Origin of the sequence: Asticcacaulis taihuensis, from assembly GCF_900100255.1 — a bacterium.
In the GTDB taxonomy this organism is placed as follows: Bacteria; Pseudomonadota; Alphaproteobacteria; order Caulobacterales; family Caulobacteraceae; genus Asticcacaulis; species Asticcacaulis taihuensis.
Genome location: NZ_FMTS01000001.1, coordinates 188,226 through 205,460, shown reverse-complemented (window position 1 = coordinate 205,460; position 17,235 = coordinate 188,226). Strand labels below are relative to the sequence as shown.

The following is a 17,235-nucleotide window of genomic DNA, read 5'->3' as shown; positions in this document are numbered from 1 at the left end:
ATGGATAATTTCTGGGCATCTGGCTGGGGCTGGACGATTATTACGGTAGGGGAGACCCTGGCGGTCATCATGGGCGTCATGGTGTCCCTGGCCTTCCTGCTGTGGGGCGACCGCAAGGTGTGGGCTGGCGTGCAGATGCGCAAGGGGCCCAATGTCGTTGGGCCGTTCGGTCTGATGCAGTCCTTCGCCGACTTCTTCAAGTTCCTGTTCAAGGAAGTCATCATTCCGGCCGGCGCCGACAAGGCGATCTTCCTGCTGGCGCCGCTACTGACCTTCGTCATTGCCTTCCTGGCCTGGGCGGTCATTCCGTTCGCGCCGGGCTGGGTGGTCATGAACATCAATGTCGGCATACTGTACCTGCTCGGCATTTCGTCGCTCGGCGTCTACGGCATCATCATGGGTGGCTGGGCATCGAACTCCAAATATCCCTTCCTCGGCGGCCTGCGCTCGGCGGCGCAGATGGTGTCCTATGAAGTCTCGATCGGCTTCATCATCGTCACCGTCATCCTGCTGACCGGTTCGATGAACCTGTCCGACATCGTCACCCACCAAGGCGGCGGAATCTGGAACTGGAACGTCTTCGGCGGCGGCGGGCAGCTAGGCCTCGGCATCATCAAGCTGCCGGTCATGTTCGGTATGATGGTGATGTTCTATATCTCGGCCCTGGCCGAAACCAACCGCCCGCCGTTCGACCTGCCGGACGCGGAGTCGGAACTGGTGGCCGGCTATCAGGTCGAATATTCGTCGACGCCGTATCTTTTGTTCATGATCGGCGAATATGCCAACATCGTACTGATGTGCGCCATGATCTCGATCCTGTTCTTCGGCGGCTGGGAATTCCCAGTGCCGCTGCCGCTGGCACACGACGGCCTGCCGTATATCCTGATCAGCCTGCTGACCTTCATCGTCAAGGTGGTGTTCTGGTTCCTGATGTTCGCCATCGCCAAGGCCATCGTGCCGCGCTATCGCTATGACCAGTTGATGCGCCTGGGCTGGAAGGTCTTCCTGCCGCTGTCACTGGTTGCTGTCATTATTATCGCCGGTTACCGCGTATATGGAGGTGCCTTATGATTTCCCGTCTCGTTTCAGGCATTAAGGGCGCCTTGCTTCTCGATTTCGTCGGGGCCACCGGCCTGGCCGTGAAATACATGTTCAAGCACAAGGCCACGATCAACTATCCGTTCGAGAAGGGGCCTCTCAGCCCGCGCTTTCGCGGCGAACACGCCCTGCGCCGCTATGAAAACGGCGAAGAACGCTGCATCGCCTGCAAGCTGTGCGAAGCCATCTGCCCGGCCCAGGCCATCACCATCGAGGCCGAACCACGCGCCGACGGCAGCCGCCGCACCACTCGCTACGACATCGACATGGTGAAGTGCATCTATTGCGGCCTGTGCCAGGAAGCCTGCCCGGTCGACGCCATCGTCGAAGGACCGAATTTTGAATTCTCGACCGACACCCGCGAAGAACTCCTGTACGACAAGCAACGGCTTCTGGCCAACGGCGACCGCTGGGAACGCGAAATCGCCAAAGCGCTCGAACTCGACGCGCCGTATCGTTAAGAGGCAAAGAGAGACATGACTGTAATCGCTATCGCCTTTTATCTTCTGGCCCTGGTGACCCTGGCTTCCGGCCTGATGGTCATCACCGCCAAGAACCCGGTACACAGCGTGCTGTACCTCATCCTGGCCTTCTTCTCGTCGGCCGGCCTGTTCATTCTGCTGGGCGCCGAGTTCCTTGCCATGCTACTGGTCGTCGTCTATGTCGGCGCCGTGGCCGTCCTGTTCCTCTTCGTCGTCATGATGCTGGATGTGGACTTCGTGAAACTGCGTCAGGGATTCGCCAATTACCTGCCGATCGGGCTTGTGGTTGGGCTTGTGCTGATGGGCGAACTGGTCGCCATCAGCATCGCCGTGGCGACCAAGGGCGCCGCCGCCGGCAATCAGCCTCTGGTGGCAACAGCCGCCGAACCGAACATCAAGATGATCGGCCACGCGCTCTATTCCACCTATATCTATCTGTTCGAAGCCGCCGGATTTGTGCTTCTGGTCGCCATGGTGGGCGCCATCGTGCTGACGCTGCGTACTCGCCCGAACGTCAAGCGTCAGGATATTTTCAGCCAGGTCACGCGCCGCCGCAAGGATGCGGTCGAAATCGTGCCTGTCAAAACCGGAGAAGGTATTTCGGAATGACTATAGATCTCGTCCATTATCTCACGGTTTCGGCTATCCTGTTCACCATCGGTGTGCTGGGGATTTTCCTCAATCGCCGCAACATCATCATCATCCTGATGTCGCTAGAGCTGATCCTGCTGTCGACCAACATCAATTTCGTGGCCTTCTCGTCGTATCTGCATAATGTGCAGGGGCAGATCATGGCCATGTTCGTCCTGACCGTCGCCGCGGCCGAAGCCGCCGTCGGTCTCGCCATCCTCGTTACCTTCTTCCGTAATCGCGGCGATATCGCCGTCGATGACGCCAGCATGATGAAAGGATAAGCAGCATCATGCTTTCCGATATGTCCACTGTGGTGACACTTGCGGTATTCGCGCCCATCGTCGGCGCGGCCATTGTCGGCGGCTTCGGCCGCTGGCTGGGCAATATCCCGTCGCAGGCCATCACCACCGGTTTGCTCTTCGTGGCCTGTGCCCTGAGCTGGTTCACCTTCATCCAGCACACCTGGGGAGGGATGGAAGATTTCACCGTCACCGTCCTGCCGTTCATCAATATCGGCACCTTCCATTCGGCCTGGTCAATCCGCATAGACGCCCTGTCATCGACCATGCTGATCGTGGTGACCTCGGTGTCTTCGCTGGTTCACCTCTATAGCTGGGGCTATATGAGCGAAGACCCATCGCGCCCGCGCTTCTTCGCCTATCTGTCTCTGTTCACCTTCGCCATGCTGATGCTGGTGACCGCCGCCGACTTCATGCAGTTGTTCTTCGGCTGGGAAGGGGTCGGCCTGGCTTCCTACCTGCTGATCGGCTTCTGGTTCCAGAAGGAAAGCGCTTCCTCGGCGGCCATCAAGGCGTTCGTCGTCAACCGCGTCGGTGACTTCGGTTTCGCGCTCGGCATCATGACGGTCTACTGGCAGTTCGGCACGATCAACTTCCATGAACTGTTCCCGATGATCGCGGCCCACCAGGGCCAGACCTGGGAATTCCTCGGCCAGTCGTTCTCGGCGCTCGACCTTGCCGCCTTCCTGCTGTTCATCGGCGCCATGGGCAAGTCGGCGCAGTTCTTCCTGCACACCTGGCTGCCGGACGCCATGGAAGGTCCGACGCCGGTTTCGGCCCTGATCCACGCCGCCACCATGGTCACCGCCGGTGTCTATATGGTGTGTCTGCTATCACCGCTGTTCGAGTACGCCCCGGTCGCCAAGATGATCGTCGCATATATCGGCGCTATCACGGCCATCTTCGCCGCTTCGATCGGTTTCACGCAGAACGACATCAAGCGCGTTATCGCCTATTCGACCTGTTCGCAGCTCGGCTACATGTTCTTCGCGGCGGGGGTAGGGGCCTATCAGGCCGCCATGTTCCACCTTTTCACGCACGCCTTCTTCAAGGCCCTGCTGTTCCTGGGCGCCGGTTCGGTGATCCACGGGATGCACCACGAGCAGGACATGCGCAAGATGGGCGGTCTGTGGAAATATCTGCCGATCACCTACGGTGTCATGACCATCGGCACCATCGCCATCACCGGCCTTGGCATCCCGGAGACCCAATTCGGTTTCGCCGGCTTCTTCTCGAAGGACGCCATCATCGAGTCCGCCTGGGCTGCACATAACACCCCGCAGGGCATGTTCGCCTTCTGCATGGGCATCGCTGCCGCTCTGCTGACCTCCTTCTATTCGTGGCGTCTGATCGCCATGACCTTCCATGGCAAGAAGCATTGGGAGCACAATGAGGCTCATGGCCATGATCACCATCATGAAGTGATCGATGGTCATGATGCCTCCGAGCCGGCGCACGATGACCACGGTCACGATGATCATCACGGTCATGGTCATGATCATAAGCCGCATGAAAGTCCGTGGGTCATGCTGGTTCCGATCTGCCTCCTGGCGGTCGGTGCGGTTTTCGCTGGTGTCGGCTTCGCGCCGTACTTCATCGGTGAGCACGCTCAAGAGTTCTGGGGCCATGCCATCTTTACCGGCCCGACCAACCACATCATGCACGAAGCCCACGAAATCGAAGAGATGTGGGTCAAGCTGGCACCGCTGGCCGTGACCCTGCTCGGTATGCTTCTGGCCTGGTACTACTATATCGCCCGGCCGAACCTGCCGAAGCAGATGGCCGCCAAGGATGGCCCGGTCTACAACTTCCTGTATCACAAGTGGTATTTCGATGAGGTCTACCAGGCGACCTTCGTGAAACTCACCAAGATCCTGGGCGATTTCTTCTGGAAGGTGCTCGATATAAAGATCATCGATAATCTGGGGCCGAACGGCGCCGCCTGGACGGCGTTGAAGTCGGCCAAGAATCTGGTCAAGACCCAGACCGGTTATGTCTATCACTATGCGTTCGCTATGTTCCTCGGTGTCGTGGGTCTGCTGACCTATGTCTTCTGGCTGGTCCACTAAGGGGAGATGGATTTTAAAATGATACCCGCTATCCCCAACCTGCTCAGCCTCACTACCTTCTTCCCCCTGTTCGGGGCCGTGGTGATCATGATCCTGCGCGCCATGGCGCGTAAAGACGATGAGGCTGTCATCGCCAAGAACGCCAAATGGATCAGCCTGTGGACCACGCTGATTACGCTCGTCCTGTCCGTCGTGATGGTCGCGGGCTTCAACCGCGCCACACCCGGCTATCAGTTTGAAGAACATTATCAGTGGTTTGGGCCGATCTCCTACCATATGGGCGTTGATGGCATTTCGATCCTGTTCGTCCTCCTGACCGCCTTCCTGATGCCCTTGTGTATCCTGGCGTCGTGGGACTCGATCAAGGAACGCATCACCGAATACATGATCGCCTTCCTGCTGCTCGAAACCCTGGTCATCGGCGTCTTCACCTCGCTTGACCTGTTCCTCTTCTACATCTTCTTTGAAGGTGGACTGGTGCCGATGTTCCTCATCATCGGGATCTGGGGCGGTAAGGACCGTATCTACGCCTCCTACAAGTTCTTCCTCTATACGCTCCTGGGCTCCGTTCTGATGCTGGCGGCCATGCTGTATATGGTCAGCACGGCCGGCACCGCAGATATTCCGACCCTGTCGCACTTTGCCTTTGCCCGTGAGGTCCAGCCCTTCCTGTGGTTCGCCTTCTTCGCCTCGTTCGCGGTCAAGATGCCGATGTGGCCGGTCCACACCTGGCTACCCGACGCCCACGTTCAGGCGCCGACCGCTGGCTCCGTCATGCTGGCCGGTATCCTGCTGAAGCTCGGCGGCTACGGTTTCATCCGCTTCAACCTGCCGATGTTCCCGTATGCGTCCGAAATGTTCGCGCCGCTGGTCATGGTCCTGTCGGTCATCGCCATCGTCGTGACCTCGCTGATCGCCTTCCGCCAGACAGATATCAAGAAGCTGATCGCCTATTCCTCGGTCGCCCACATGGGCTTCGTGACCATGGGTATCTTCGCCGGCAACGCCCTGGGCGTGCAGGGCGCGGTCTACCAGATGATCAGCCACGGTGTCATTTCCGGCGCGCTCTTCCTCTGTGTCGGCGTTGTCTATGATCGCTGGCATACGCGTGAAATCGCCTTCTACGGCGGCCTGACCAAGCTGATGCCGCACTATGCCTTCGTGTTCCTGCTGTTCACCATGGCCAATGTCGGCCTGCCAGGCACTTCCGGCTTCATCGGTGAAATCACCACCATGACCGGCGCCTACAAGTGGGGCACCTGGGTGGCCTTTGTGGCGACCACCGGCGTGATCTTCTCGGCCGTCTACGCGCTGACGCTTTACAAGCGCGTGATGTTCGGGGAGGTGCATAATGCCGAACTCAAGAAATACCCGGACCTGTCGGTGCGCGAGATTATCATCTTCACGCCGCTGATCCTGGGCACGATTGCGCTGGGCGTTTATCCGGCCTTCGTTTTTGACATTACCACTGCCAGCGTTGATGCGGTCGTTGCGACCTATCAGACGGTCATTGGCGGATAAAGGACGAGACACATTATGGATTTCAATCTCGCTCTTCACCTGGGACTTCCGGAAACGATCCTCGCGGTCAGTTCCCTGCTGATCCTGGTTTTTGGTGCCTTCCGCGGTGACAAGGGCATGATCTCAGTCAGCGCCCTGTGCGGCGTTGCCCTGATTGCCGCCGCCTTCGCCGCCGCCTTCGGGCATCAGGGGGCGGCTTTCGGTGGCTCCTTCATCGTCGATGGCGTGGCGCTATTCGCCAAGGTCGCTATCTATATCGCCGCCGTCTTCATCATCGTGCTGGGGCAGGGCTATTTTGATCGTGTCGGCGCCGGTCGCTTCGAACTGCCGATCCTGATCCTGCTGGCGGCGCTGGGCATGAGCCTTATGGTTTCCGCCGGTGATCTGATCTCGCTCTATGTCGGTCTCGAACTGCAATCCCTGGCGCTTTATGTGCTTGCGGCCTTCCGTCGTGATGACGCCAAATCGTCGGAAGCCGGCCTGAAGTATTTCGTCCTCGGCGCCCTGTCGTCCGGCCTGCTGCTTTATGGCGCTTCACTGGTCTATGGTTTCGCCGGTTCAATGAACTTCCATGACATCGCGCAATCGGCCACGACCAACCTCAATGTCGGCCTGATCTTCGGCCTGGTCTTCGTGATCTGCGGGCTGGCCTTCAAGGTATCCGCCGCGCCCTTCCATATGTGGACGCCGGACGTCTATGAAGGCGCCCCGACCCCGATCGTGGCCTTCTTCGCCGGTGCGCCGAAATTCGCCGCCATGGTGCTGTTCGCCCGCGTCCTGCAAACCGGTTTCGCGGCGCAGGCGGACCAATGGCGCCAGGTGGTGCTGGTCCTGGCTGTGCTGTCCTTCGTCATCGGCGCTCTGGGTGGCCTGATGCAGAAGGACATCAAGCGACTGCTGGCCTACTCGTCGATCGCCAATATGGGCTATGCCCTTCTGGCCATTGCTGCTGGTGCGGTCGGAATTCCAGCCCTGCTGATCTTCTTCGTCCTCTACATGGTTGATACGCTCGGCCTCTTCACCGTCCAGATGGCGCTCAGCCGCAAGGGCGAGCCCGTGACCCGTATCGACAGTCTGGCGGGCCTTTCGAAAACCAATATGCCGATGACGATCGTCCTGACGATCCTGTGTCTGTCGGTTCTGGGGATGCCGCCGTTCAGCGGGTTCTGGGCGAAGTACTTTGTTTTCGGCGCCGCCATCACTTCGGGACTCTGGCAATTCGCAGCGGCGGGTCTCGTTGCTTCGGTCGTGGCCGCCTTCTACTACCTGCGTATCCTTAAACTGATGTGGTTCGATGTGCCGGCCGGCGACATGGACAAATCCCCGCTGGAAACCCGCTGGATCGCCTATGCGGCGGCGGCCTTCTCCTTCCCGGTCGTGATCGTTTTCCTGGTCTATGTCTATCCGCTGGCCCAGTCGGCAGCGCAGGGCTTCGGCAGTTAGGCTGAATCATTGGCCGATTTCGAGATATTCGATTCACTACCGTCTACTCAGGAACTGAGCCTTGCCCGTCTGCGGGCCGGGCGGTCCGGACCCGGCTGGATACTGGCGAAGGAGCAGACCAAGGGAACCGGCCGTCACGGCAAGAGCTGGGTTGGCACCAAGGGCAATTTCATGGCCTCCCGCTGGGAAGTCATGGAAATCGATGTGCGCCGGGTGCCGCAACTGTCCTTCGTAACCGCCCTGGCGGTGTACGAAATGCTGCGGCCGATCATACCCGATACGGATCAGGCCATGCGGATCAAGTGGCCCAACGATATCCTGCATCGCGGCCGCAAGCTGTGCGGCATCCTGGTGCAGACCGAAGCCACCGACAAGCCGGATCATCTCGGCGTCGTCATCGGCATCGGCATGAACCTGCGGGTGGCGCCGATCCTGGAAGGTTACCTGACGGTGGCCCTGAAGGAAATCAGCCCCGAGGCCAAGAACCTCGACGCCGTGGCGCTGCTGCACAAGCTGAACGGCCATCTGGATGGCGTGCTTGACCTCTGGCGCAGCAAGGATTTTAGCGATATCGCCAAAGCCTGGCTGAAGCGCGCCTATGGCCGCGATCGTCTTGTCAGCGTCACACAGGACGGCGTATCGCTGTCCGGCCGCATCATCGGACTGGATGATTTTGGCGGCCTGCAGATCGAAGCAGCGGACGGTCAGGTCCATACGGTGACCGGCGGCGATATCACCTACGGGGATGTGATTTAATGCTCCTGGCCATTGAGCAAGGCAATACCAATACCCTGTTTGCCATTCACAATGGCACGGATTGGATTGCGCAGTGGCGGGTGGCCACGGAAAGCACCAGGACCGCTGATGAATATGCCGCCTGGCTATACCAGTTGATGCAGATGCAGGGGCTGGATTTCAAATCGATTGATGACTGCATTATTTCCTCGGTCGTGCCGCAGTCGCTTTTCAATCTGCGCAAGCTGGCCCATCGATATTTCAACCGCCACCCTTATGTTATTGGTGAAAATACCCATCTCGCCATCGATATCCGCATCGACAAGCCGCGCGAAGCCGGCGCCGATCGTCTGGTCAATGCCGTCGGCGGCCATATCGCCTATGACGGGCCGCTGATCATCATCGATTCCGGTACGGCGACGACCTTCGATGTCGTGGCGGCGGATGGCGGCTATGAAGGCGGTGCCATCGCTCCCGGCATCAATCTGTCACTCCAGGCGCTGCACCAGGCGGCCGCCAAGCTGCCGCGCATTGCCATCGAGAAGCCGGCCAAAAGGATAGGCAAGGATACGGTCAGCGCCATGCAGTCCGGCATTTTCTGGGGCTATATCGGCCTGATCGAATACATGATCGCGTCTATCACAGCCGAATATGGGCAAAAGATGACGGTTATCGCCACCGGTGGGGTGGCTTCTCTGTTTGAAGGTGCTACAGACAGCATCGACCATTTTGACCACGACCTGACGCTGCGCGGGCTGCTCGAAATCTATAAGCGGACGCTGGCACGCGCCGCATCCTGATTGGCTGTAAATGAAAAAGAAGCAAAACGAACTGGTGTTCCTCCCGTTGGGCGGTTCGAACGAAATCGGCATGAACCTGAACCTGTACGGGTTTGGTCCCGCCGATAACCGCCAGTGGATCATTGTCGATGTCGGCGTCACCTTCGGCGACCTGACGACGCCTGGCATCGAGGTGATCGTGCCTGATCCGGAATTCCTGATTGGCGAGACCATCCTGGGCATCGTCCTGACGCACGCGCATGAAGACCATATCGGCGCGCTGGGCTGGCTGTGGGACAAGATCAAGGCGCCTGTCTTCGCCACACCTTTCACCGCCTATCTGGTGCGCGAAAAGCTGCGTGAAGCCGGCGTCGATGATTGCGACCTGACCGAGGTGCCGTTGAATGGTAATGTCAAGTTGGGGCCGTTTGACATTGATTATATTACGCTAACCCATTCTATCGCTGAGCCGAACGGCCTGGCTATCCGCACGGATCTCGGCACGGTTTTCCATACCGGTGACTGGAAGTTCGATGAAGCCCCCATCACCGGTGCCGCCACCGATATTCCCGCCATCCGCAAACTGGGCGACGAGGGCCTGCTGGCCATGGTCTGCGACTCGACCAATGTTTTCGTCGAGGGCCGCGCCGGTTCCGAGGACGATGTGCGCGTCGAACTGACCCGCGTTATCAAAAGCCTTAAGAAGCGAGTCGCCGTCGCCTGTTTCGCCTCGAATGTGGCGCGGGTCGATTCCGTCATGCGCGCCGCCATGGAAGCCGGGCGCAAGGTCTGTCTGGTTGGCCGTTCGATGCACCGCATTACCGCCGCGGCCCGCCATGTTGGCTTGCTGGCCGGCATCCCCGAACCGGTGACTGAAGGTGAGGCTCAGCACCTGAAAGCCAATGAGGTGCTCTATCTCTGCACGGGTTCGCAAGGTGAGCCGCGCGCGGCCTTGTCGCGCATCGCAGACGGGAATCACCCGCTGGTCAAGCTCAAGGAAGGCGACGCCTGCGTCTTTTCCTCGCGCGTCATTCCCGGCAATGAGATTTCTATCCGCAGCCTGCAAAACCGCCTGTCGGACCTGGGTGTCGAGATACACACCGAGCGCGACCATCCCGGCATCCACGTCTCCGGCCACCCGTGCCGTGACGAACTCAAGGAAATGTATGCCCTCGCGCGCCCGCGTATCGCCGTGCCAACCCACGGTGAGCGCCGACACCTGCTGAAACATGCAGCCCTGGCTGCGGAATGCGGGGCGGATGAACAGATCACGCCGCATAATGGCGAGATGGTACGCCTGGCGCCTGGACTGGCCGAGATTGTCGACGAAGTGCCGTCGGGCCGGCTGTTCGTCGATGGCGGCCATCTGGTGCCGGAAGCCTCCGATGCCCTGCGCGAACGCCGCCACGCCGCCCATAATGGCATGATGTTTGTCGCCTTCGCGCTCGATAGCAAGAACCGCCTGGCCTCGATTGTCGAGGTGAGGGGACTTGGCCTGGCCTATGAGGATGACGACGTCATCTCTGACCAATTGGAAGCCATTTGCCAGAGCGTGGAAAAAGCGATCAAGGCCATGCCGGTTGAGGCGCGCGATGAGGACGAAAGCGTCGAGATTGTCGTGGCTCGGATCGTCAAGAAGGCAGCTCAGGCTATATGGGGGCGCCGTCCGATCGTCGAAACCATTATCCTTCGGACCTGAGGCCCTCGCTCAAACAGGGATTTTAGGCCGCTCGCCTGTATGGTGAGCGGCCTTTCCATTTTCGTGGATGAAACAGATGAAAATCAATATTGATAATTGAAAATCACGCATTGATGCAATTGATCCGTGACCTGCAAATACCTTTATTAACCACTGAATTATTTTGCTAAATTACGGCAGGCATACCAAAATCAATATTGATTTCTGGCGTTCAAAATCAAGGAAATTTTCGCGGCACACACCAGAACGGCGTATACGGTTATCATTTAGCGCCACAGGCGAAACATCACGACTTGACCAGAACATAACTGCCCGGCGCATCCATCAGTGGCTTGAACTTGCCTTTGACCGGATCGCGGGCGTCAATCATCTTGCCGGAACGCTCATTCAGCCAGGCGGCCCAGTGTGGCCACCAGGAACCGGCATGTTCAACCGCCCCCTCGATCCAGTCCTCCAGCGTATCGGGATGGGCGTCATTGAGCCAGTGCATGTATTTATTGGCGTCCGGATGATTGACCACGCCGGCGATATGACCTGAACCGGCCAGCATGAAGGTGACCGGTCCGCCGAACAGTTTGGAACCCTTGTAGACCGACCCGGGCGGCGCGATGTGGTCTTCACGCCCGGCCTGTTCGTAGATCGGTATGGTCACCTTTTTCAGGTCGATATCGACACCGGCCAGGGTCAGCTTGCCATTGGTCAGGGCGTTCTCGCCATAGAACTTGCGCAAGTAAAACATATGCAGCGCCTTGGGCATCCGCGTCTGATCCGCGTTCCAACACAGAAGATCGAACGGCGTCAGTTCCTTGCCCAGCAGGTAGTTATTCACGAAGAACGACCAGATCAGGTCATTGGCGCGCAAGGAATTGAAGGTATCGGCCATGGCCGAACCGGGCAGCACCCCGCCGGCCGCATCCATCTGCCGTTCCAGCTCCTTCAGCCAGCTTTCACTTGTAAACAGCAAGAGGTCTCCGGCTTCGGAGAAATCATGTTGGGCGGTGAAGAATGTGGCGGCGGAAATCGTCTTGTCGCCGGTGGCGGCCATATGGGCGAGGGCGCAGCCAAGCAGGGTGCCGCCGATGCAGTAACCGACCGCATTGACCGACGGCGCGCCGGTCTGCTCGATGACCTTTTGTACGGCTTCATAGATGCCGCCGAACATATAGTCCTCGAAGGTGGTATCCTTCATCGAGGCGTCGGGATTGACCCAGGCGACCAGGAAGACCGAAAAGCCCTGGTCCACCAGCCACTTGATCAGTGAATTCTTGGCCTGGAGGTCGAGGATATAGAACTTGTTGATCCACGGCGGGAAAATGAGCAGGGGGATTTCGCGCACCTGTTCCGTGGTCGGGCTGTATTGCAGCAGTTCGAAATATTTACCGCGATAGATCACCTTGCCCGGCGTGGTGGCCACATTGCGCCCCACCACGAAACTGTCCGTATCCGCCTGGCTGATCTTCAGCTTGCCATCGCCACGCGCCAGGTCATCGGCAAAACGCTCCATGCCCTTGACCAGGCTTTCACCGCTGGTCTCGACCAGGGTCTTCAGCGCTGCGGGGTTGGAGAACAGGAAGTTGGCCGGTGACATGGCATCGGTCAGCAGCTTGGTGAAAAACTCCGCCCGGCGCTTGACCATAGGATCGACGCCCTCGGCGCTGGAGATCAGCTTATTGATCCAGTTCGAGGACAGCAGGTAGGACTGCTTCATCATGTCGAACATGACGTGTTCCTGCCAGTGCGGATCGGCGAAGCGTTTGTCCGCCGGCTTGCCAGGCGCCGCCTCCGTGCCGAGCGTACGGCGGGTCACCTTGCCCCACAATTCCATATAACCGGTCAGGAGTTCGCTCTGCGCCTCCACCAGCTTGTCGGGTTTCGCCGCCAGCGCCCCCATCACCTCGGTCATGGCCGGCCCGACCTGGAACGGATCAGCCGTCGCACCCGTGGCCTCCGGCTGGGCAAAGACCGTCTTGGCCAGGGCGCTTTGGGCGGTCATGGCCGCCTTGGCGATATTGACCGACAGTTCCTCCATCCTGCGAAGGGTTTCCGAATCGAAAGGCGGTGCCGCAGGTATTTCCGCAGGCTTAGGGGCGGGGTCGGGCGTTCTGACCGGCTCCGGTTTTGGCGCAGATTTCGGCTTGGCAGCCGCCTTTGCCTTGGGCGCCGCGGTTTTTTTGGCGGCCGGGCGCGTTTTGGCGCTGGTCTTTGCTGCCGGCTTTTCTGGCGAAGGAGCAGAGGCAGCGGTCTTGCGCGGTGTCTTGGTCATAGGCGGCGTCCCCAATCAGTCATCCGGATACAGACTGGCCGTGCCGCAAGGCTCCCGTCAAGACAACTAAATTTATATTTCGCTTGTCTTGGCCATGCTCCTGCCGGTATTTTGCGCCAGATTTCGGACACGCCCAAATTGTGTTGCCATATCGGCTGTTATTCAGGCGCCAGAGCGGAGAGCATCCCTTTGAAATTCACATCTGCGCATCATATGTCCGCTCCGCTGGCCATGCTTGCCCTGCTTCTGGCCCCGACTCACCTGCTGGCGCAGACGGCCACTGAGACGACGCCTCAGGCCGATATCAATTCCATGCCGAAATGGTCGGAATTTCCCGTGCCGCCCACAAATATCACCACACCCGCAGAGTTTCAGGCGGCCGTGACCGATACCCTGGCCAAGCGGCAGCAACTCAAAACCGAAACTGACGCCTTGGTCTGGGACGACACCGTGCCGGAGACTTTCGCGGCGGATGCACGCGGCCGTATCGATCCGGCCCACACGGCGCCGATCGAGGCCCAGACCACCACGCCGGCGCAGATCAATGCCCTGGCTGAAGACCTGCGCAAGCGCGCCGCGCCGCCGCCCGTCATAAAATAACAATATAATGGCCGGCTTTACGGGCCGGCCCCGTTTACAGAAGAAACGCAATGCCAGAAACCGCTGATTTCGCCAAGGACACCCGGCGCGGCCATGCCACGGACTTTGACCTGAGCCTTGATATCGTCCGCGTCGCCGAAGAAGCCGCCATCGCCTGCTTCGCCCAGATCGGCCGCGGCGATGAAAAAGCCGCTGATCAGGCCGCCGTCGACGCCATGCGCACCGCGCTCAATTCCATCGAGATGGACGGCCGCATCGTCATCGGCGAGGGCGAGCGCGATGAAGCCCCCATGCTCTACATTGGCGAAACGGTCGGCACCGGCAAAGGCCCGGCCATCGATATCGCCCTCGATCCGCTGGAAGGCACCACCCTGGCCGCCAAGGCCATGGCCAATGCCCTGGCCGTCATCGCCTTTGCGCCGCGCGGCGGGCTGCTGCACGCGCCGGATACCTATATGGACAAGCTGGCCATCGGGCCGGGCTATGCCGAAGGCGTGGTCGACCTCGACTGGACGCCGGAAGAAAATGTCCGTTCGCTGGCCAGGGCGAAGGGGGTGGATGTGTCGGAAATCGTCGCCTGTGTGCTCGATCGCCCGCGCCATGACGGTATCATCACGAGCTTGCGCAAGGCCGGCGCCCGCGTCCACCTGATCACCGATGGCGATGTCGCCGGCGTCATTCATACCGCCCAGCCGGAAACGGGTATAGACATCTATCTGGGGCAGGGCGGCGCGCCCGAAGGCGTTCTGGCGTGCGCCGCGCTGAAATGCGTCGGCGGGCAGTTTCAGGGGCGTCTGGTCTTCCGCAATGGCGACGAGAAAGAACGCGCCGCGCGTCTGGGCCTGACGGATTTTGACCGCAAATATACACTGAATGACCTGGTCAGTTCGGACGCGGTCTTTATCGCCACCGGCGTGACGCATGGGGCCTTACTGCGCGGTGTGCAGAAGGAAACCACCGCGCGCGGGGAAGTGTTCCTGACCACAGAAAGCCTGGTGATGATCTCCAAGACGCATACGGTCAGGAAGTTGTCGATGAGACGCCCGCTGGTGGTGGGGTAGGGCGTTCGTCGTTAAACTAACATTGACAGCGTAAGGGGCGTCTTCCTTCCGCTCGGAGACTATGCCTTGGCGACAAGACCCTATCGGGAGCCATTGCTGACATTGTTGCAACTATATAGCTGAGTCTGACGCATGGGATTACACATTCATTCGCTTGAAGATCTGCCGGGGAATATACAGCGGGACTACTATATCTATCTTCTCGATTATGGATGGGACGAACCTTTAGCTCGAGCGCTTGAGAACAACTTCAATCGAATAGCAGACTTGTCATCACGATCTGGATCGGTGGTGCTTCGCGGCACCGACCTCGGCCATTTTAGCAACGAGGTTTTCTCTTGGCACAAAGTCAATGGTCTCGAAGGTGAGGACGTTCTCCCGGCTATCTTGATCACAAATGAACACCTGGCCAAATTTAGAGAATCTTCCGATGGTCCGGAATTCAAATTTGATAGTAATGTTCGTGGCAACTATAGCGACAATATGAAGCTAATTTTGCTTCCACTGAAAAAATTTTGCAAAACTGAGACTGGTGTAGTCAATCTCATCAGTGTCAGTTTTAAAGATATTAAAGCTAAAAAAGAGTTATCTGACTTCAAGGTTGCTCGTGAAATTAAGGCAAAGCCATTTGATAGGGCATTTGATACGTTAATACTTGAGCCAAATGTCGCTGGCATTGGCATCGATCTCAAAAAGATCATCCGCGAATTCATTAAGCCCAACCTGATGACCGAGTAAGTATCTAATCGGCCGCTGAAAATCCGCTACAAACTTGTGGTCACCGACCGCTGCCCCGAAGGGCGACTCTATTACCCGTCTGTATTTTAATGGAAAATTGGCGGACAAGGTGGGATTGGCTGCGCTTCGCTACGCCGAAACCTTCGCTTCGCTCGGTTTTCGAACCCGCTTTATCCGTGGGCTCAAGTCCCCACCTGCATTACTAAAAAAGCCAGCCCAAGAGGGCCGGCTTTTTTAGTAATGGCGGACAAGGTGGGATTCGAACCCACGGTAGGCTTCCACCTACGGCGGTTTTCAAGACCGCTGCCTTAAACCACTCGGCCACCTGTCCGCACGAGAGAACGGCGCTTGTAACGGGCTTCCGGAGTTGTGCCAAGTCCTGAGATGCCATTTTATTGAAAAATCGACAGGATATCGTCCTTCGGACGATGGCGGTTTTGGCTTCGCCGAACCGTTCGCTTACGCTCCGGTTTCAAGACACTGCCTTAAACCACTCGGCCACCTGTCCGCACGAGAGAACGGCGCTTGCAACGGGCTTCCGAAGTCGTGCCAAGTCCTGAAGTGTCATTTTATTGAAAAATCGACAGGATATCGTCCTTCGGCAGATGGCGGTTTTGGCTTCGCCGAACCGTTCGCTTACGCTCCGGTTTCAAGACGCTGCCTTAAACCACTCGGCCACCTGTCCGCACGAGGGAACGGCGCAGTCGCGGGCTTCCGAACTTGTGCCAAGTCCTGACGCGTCATTTTATCGAAAAATCTACGGATATCGCCCTTTGGGCGATGGCGGTTTTGGCTTCGCCGAACCGTTCGCTTACGCTCCGGTTTCAAGACACTGCCTTGACCAATCGGCCGCCTGTCCGCACGGGAAACGGCACAATCACAGGCTTCCACAGATGTGCCAAGTCCTTCCAGCGATTTTTTCGCATTCCCAATCCATATGCCTAATGCACCTTAACCAAGATTTCGCAAATTGGGTGCAGAGTGATATCTGTAATCGTATCCCAGCCGAGATCAGGCCCATGTTCGAGCGAGAAAGCTCATTCCGCACATTAAGTACAAGGCTGTTACCCCTTGTATTCATGCTGCTATTGGCCGCCTGCGCCACCACGCGCCCCAATGTGTCCGGCGAGGGACCAAGGATCGCCCGTGAGCCGCAATATAATTCCGGCACCTCGCGGCCCTATACGGTGCGCGGCAAGACCTATTATCCGCGCATTCCTGACGCCGGCCACACCGAAACCGGCATTGCCTCATGGTATGGCGGCGAATCTCCCAACGCCACTACGGCCGACGGTGAATATTTCTCGCCCGACGCCATAACCGCGGCCCACAAGACCTTTCCGCTGCCGAGCATCGCCGAGGTCACCAATCTCGATAATGGCAAGACGATCCGCGTCCGGGTCAATGATCGCGGGCCGTTCGTCGAGGGGCGCGTCATGGACCTGTCGCGCGGCGCCGCCAAGGCCCTGGGCGTCTATACGTCCGGCACGGCCCGCGTCAGGATCACCTGGCTTGGTCCTGCCGAGCGCCTCGGACCGGCGCCGGTCTATGCTGCCGCGCCGTCACAGGCAGCGGATGACAATCAGCGCTATATCGTGCAGGTCGGGGCCTATTCACAGCGCGACAATGCCCAGCGCGCGCAGGATCGGCTGGCCGATGCCCGCATCGATACACGCGACAGCCTCTATATCGTCTATACTGGCCCCTTCAAGGGCGCGGCGGCGGCCGAAAGGCGCCGTCAGGAAGCCATCAGCGCCGGCTTTACCGGGGCGATACTGGTTCATGACGATTAAGGGCGTCTTGCCGCTTTTTGGA

At 58.8% G+C, this 17,235-nt stretch carries 15 protein-coding genes and 1 tRNA gene; 14 read left to right on the top strand and 2 right to left on the bottom strand.

The genetic code is table 11. The annotated features are described in order from the left end of the window. From nuoH to BLO49_RS00875, 10 genes are read left to right on the top strand one after another with little or no spacing between them, the layout of a single operon-like run. Positions 1-1,071: an NADH-quinone oxidoreductase subunit NuoH gene (gene nuoH / locus BLO49_RS00920; protein WP_090645929.1), complete on the top strand. Its 1,071-nt coding sequence runs from the start codon at positions 1-3 to the stop codon at positions 1,069-1,071. Further along, positions 1,068-1,559, top strand: coding sequence for an NADH-quinone oxidoreductase subunit NuoI (gene nuoI, locus BLO49_RS00915; protein WP_090643065.1), 492 nt, complete (start codon positions 1,068-1,070; stop codon positions 1,557-1,559). The genes nuoH and nuoI overlap by 4 nt, the downstream gene beginning before the upstream one ends. 15 nt (positions 1,560-1,574) lie before the next feature. Beyond that, positions 1,575-2,189 carry an NADH-quinone oxidoreductase subunit J gene (locus BLO49_RS00910; protein WP_090643062.1) on the top strand — a complete coding sequence of 205 codons (615 nt, stop codon included), beginning with the start codon at positions 1,575-1,577 and terminating at the stop codon, positions 2,187-2,189. Continuing rightward, positions 2,186-2,494: an NADH-quinone oxidoreductase subunit NuoK gene (gene nuoK / locus BLO49_RS00905; protein WP_090643059.1), complete on the top strand. Its 309-nt coding sequence runs from the start codon at positions 2,186-2,188 to the stop codon at positions 2,492-2,494. The genes BLO49_RS00910 and nuoK overlap by 4 nt, the downstream gene beginning before the upstream one ends. A gap of 20 nt (positions 2,495-2,514) precedes the next feature. Next, complete coding sequence (nuoL, locus tag BLO49_RS00900) at positions 2,515-4,581, top strand: NADH-quinone oxidoreductase subunit L (RefSeq protein ID WP_090645927.1); 2,067 nt, start codon at positions 2,515-2,517, stop codon at positions 4,579-4,581. 18 nt (positions 4,582-4,599) lie between these two features. Beyond that, positions 4,600-6,102: an NADH-quinone oxidoreductase subunit M gene (locus BLO49_RS00895; protein WP_170828154.1), complete on the top strand. Its 1,503-nt coding sequence runs from the start codon at positions 4,600-4,602 to the stop codon at positions 6,100-6,102. A 15-nt stretch (positions 6,103-6,117) separates the two neighbouring features. Then, positions 6,118-7,545 (top strand): NADH-quinone oxidoreductase subunit NuoN, encoded by a 1,428-nt coding sequence (gene nuoN / locus BLO49_RS00890; protein ID WP_090643057.1) that lies wholly within the window; start codon positions 6,118-6,120, stop codon positions 7,543-7,545. Positions 7,546-7,554: 9 nt separating this feature from the next. Continuing rightward, complete coding sequence (locus tag BLO49_RS00885; RefSeq protein WP_090643054.1) at positions 7,555-8,301, top strand: biotin--[acetyl-CoA-carboxylase] ligase; 747 nt, start codon at positions 7,555-7,557, stop codon at positions 8,299-8,301. After that, positions 8,301-9,080, top strand: a complete 780-nt coding sequence (locus BLO49_RS00880; RefSeq protein ID WP_090643052.1) for a type III pantothenate kinase — start codon at positions 8,301-8,303, stop codon at positions 9,078-9,080. Before BLO49_RS00885 ends, BLO49_RS00880 begins: the two co-directional genes overlap by 1 nt. Positions 9,081-9,090: 10 nt before the next feature. Continuing rightward, positions 9,091-10,758, top strand: coding sequence for a ribonuclease J (locus BLO49_RS00875; protein ID WP_090643049.1), 1,668 nt, complete (start codon positions 9,091-9,093; stop codon positions 10,756-10,758). 286 nt (positions 10,759-11,044) lie between these two features. Here the strand turns inward: BLO49_RS00875 and phaC are convergent, their stop codons facing one another. Then, positions 11,045-13,021, bottom strand: coding sequence for a class I poly(R)-hydroxyalkanoic acid synthase (gene phaC, locus BLO49_RS00870; protein ID WP_090643047.1), 1,977 nt, complete (start codon positions 13,019-13,021; stop codon positions 11,045-11,047). Positions 13,022-13,234: 213 nt separating this feature from the next. Between phaC and BLO49_RS00865 the strand changes: the two genes are divergently transcribed. From BLO49_RS00865 to BLO49_RS00855, 3 genes are all read left to right on the top strand, one after another. Further along, positions 13,235-13,621, top strand: coding sequence for a hypothetical protein (locus tag BLO49_RS00865; RefSeq protein ID WP_090643044.1), 387 nt, complete (start codon positions 13,235-13,237; stop codon positions 13,619-13,621). A gap of 50 nt (positions 13,622-13,671) precedes the next feature. After that, complete coding sequence (gene glpX / locus BLO49_RS00860; protein ID WP_090643042.1) at positions 13,672-14,682, top strand: class II fructose-bisphosphatase; 1,011 nt, start codon at positions 13,672-13,674, stop codon at positions 14,680-14,682. Positions 14,683-14,814: 132 nt separating this feature from the next. After that, positions 14,815-15,420 (top strand): hypothetical protein, encoded by a 606-nt coding sequence (locus tag BLO49_RS00855; protein WP_090643039.1) that lies wholly within the window; start codon positions 14,815-14,817, stop codon positions 15,418-15,420. Between the two features lie 241 nt (positions 15,421-15,661). Here BLO49_RS00855 and BLO49_RS00850 read toward each other — a convergent pair. Continuing rightward, a tRNA-Ser gene (locus BLO49_RS00850) sits at positions 15,662-15,751 on the bottom strand. A gap of 748 nt (positions 15,752-16,499) precedes the next feature. On the opposite strand from BLO49_RS00850, the gene BLO49_RS00845 reads away from it, so the two are divergent. After that, complete coding sequence (locus BLO49_RS00845) at positions 16,500-17,213, top strand: SPOR domain-containing protein (protein ID WP_245678812.1); 714 nt, start codon at positions 16,500-16,502, stop codon at positions 17,211-17,213. Positions 17,214-17,235 lie beyond the last annotated feature (22 nt).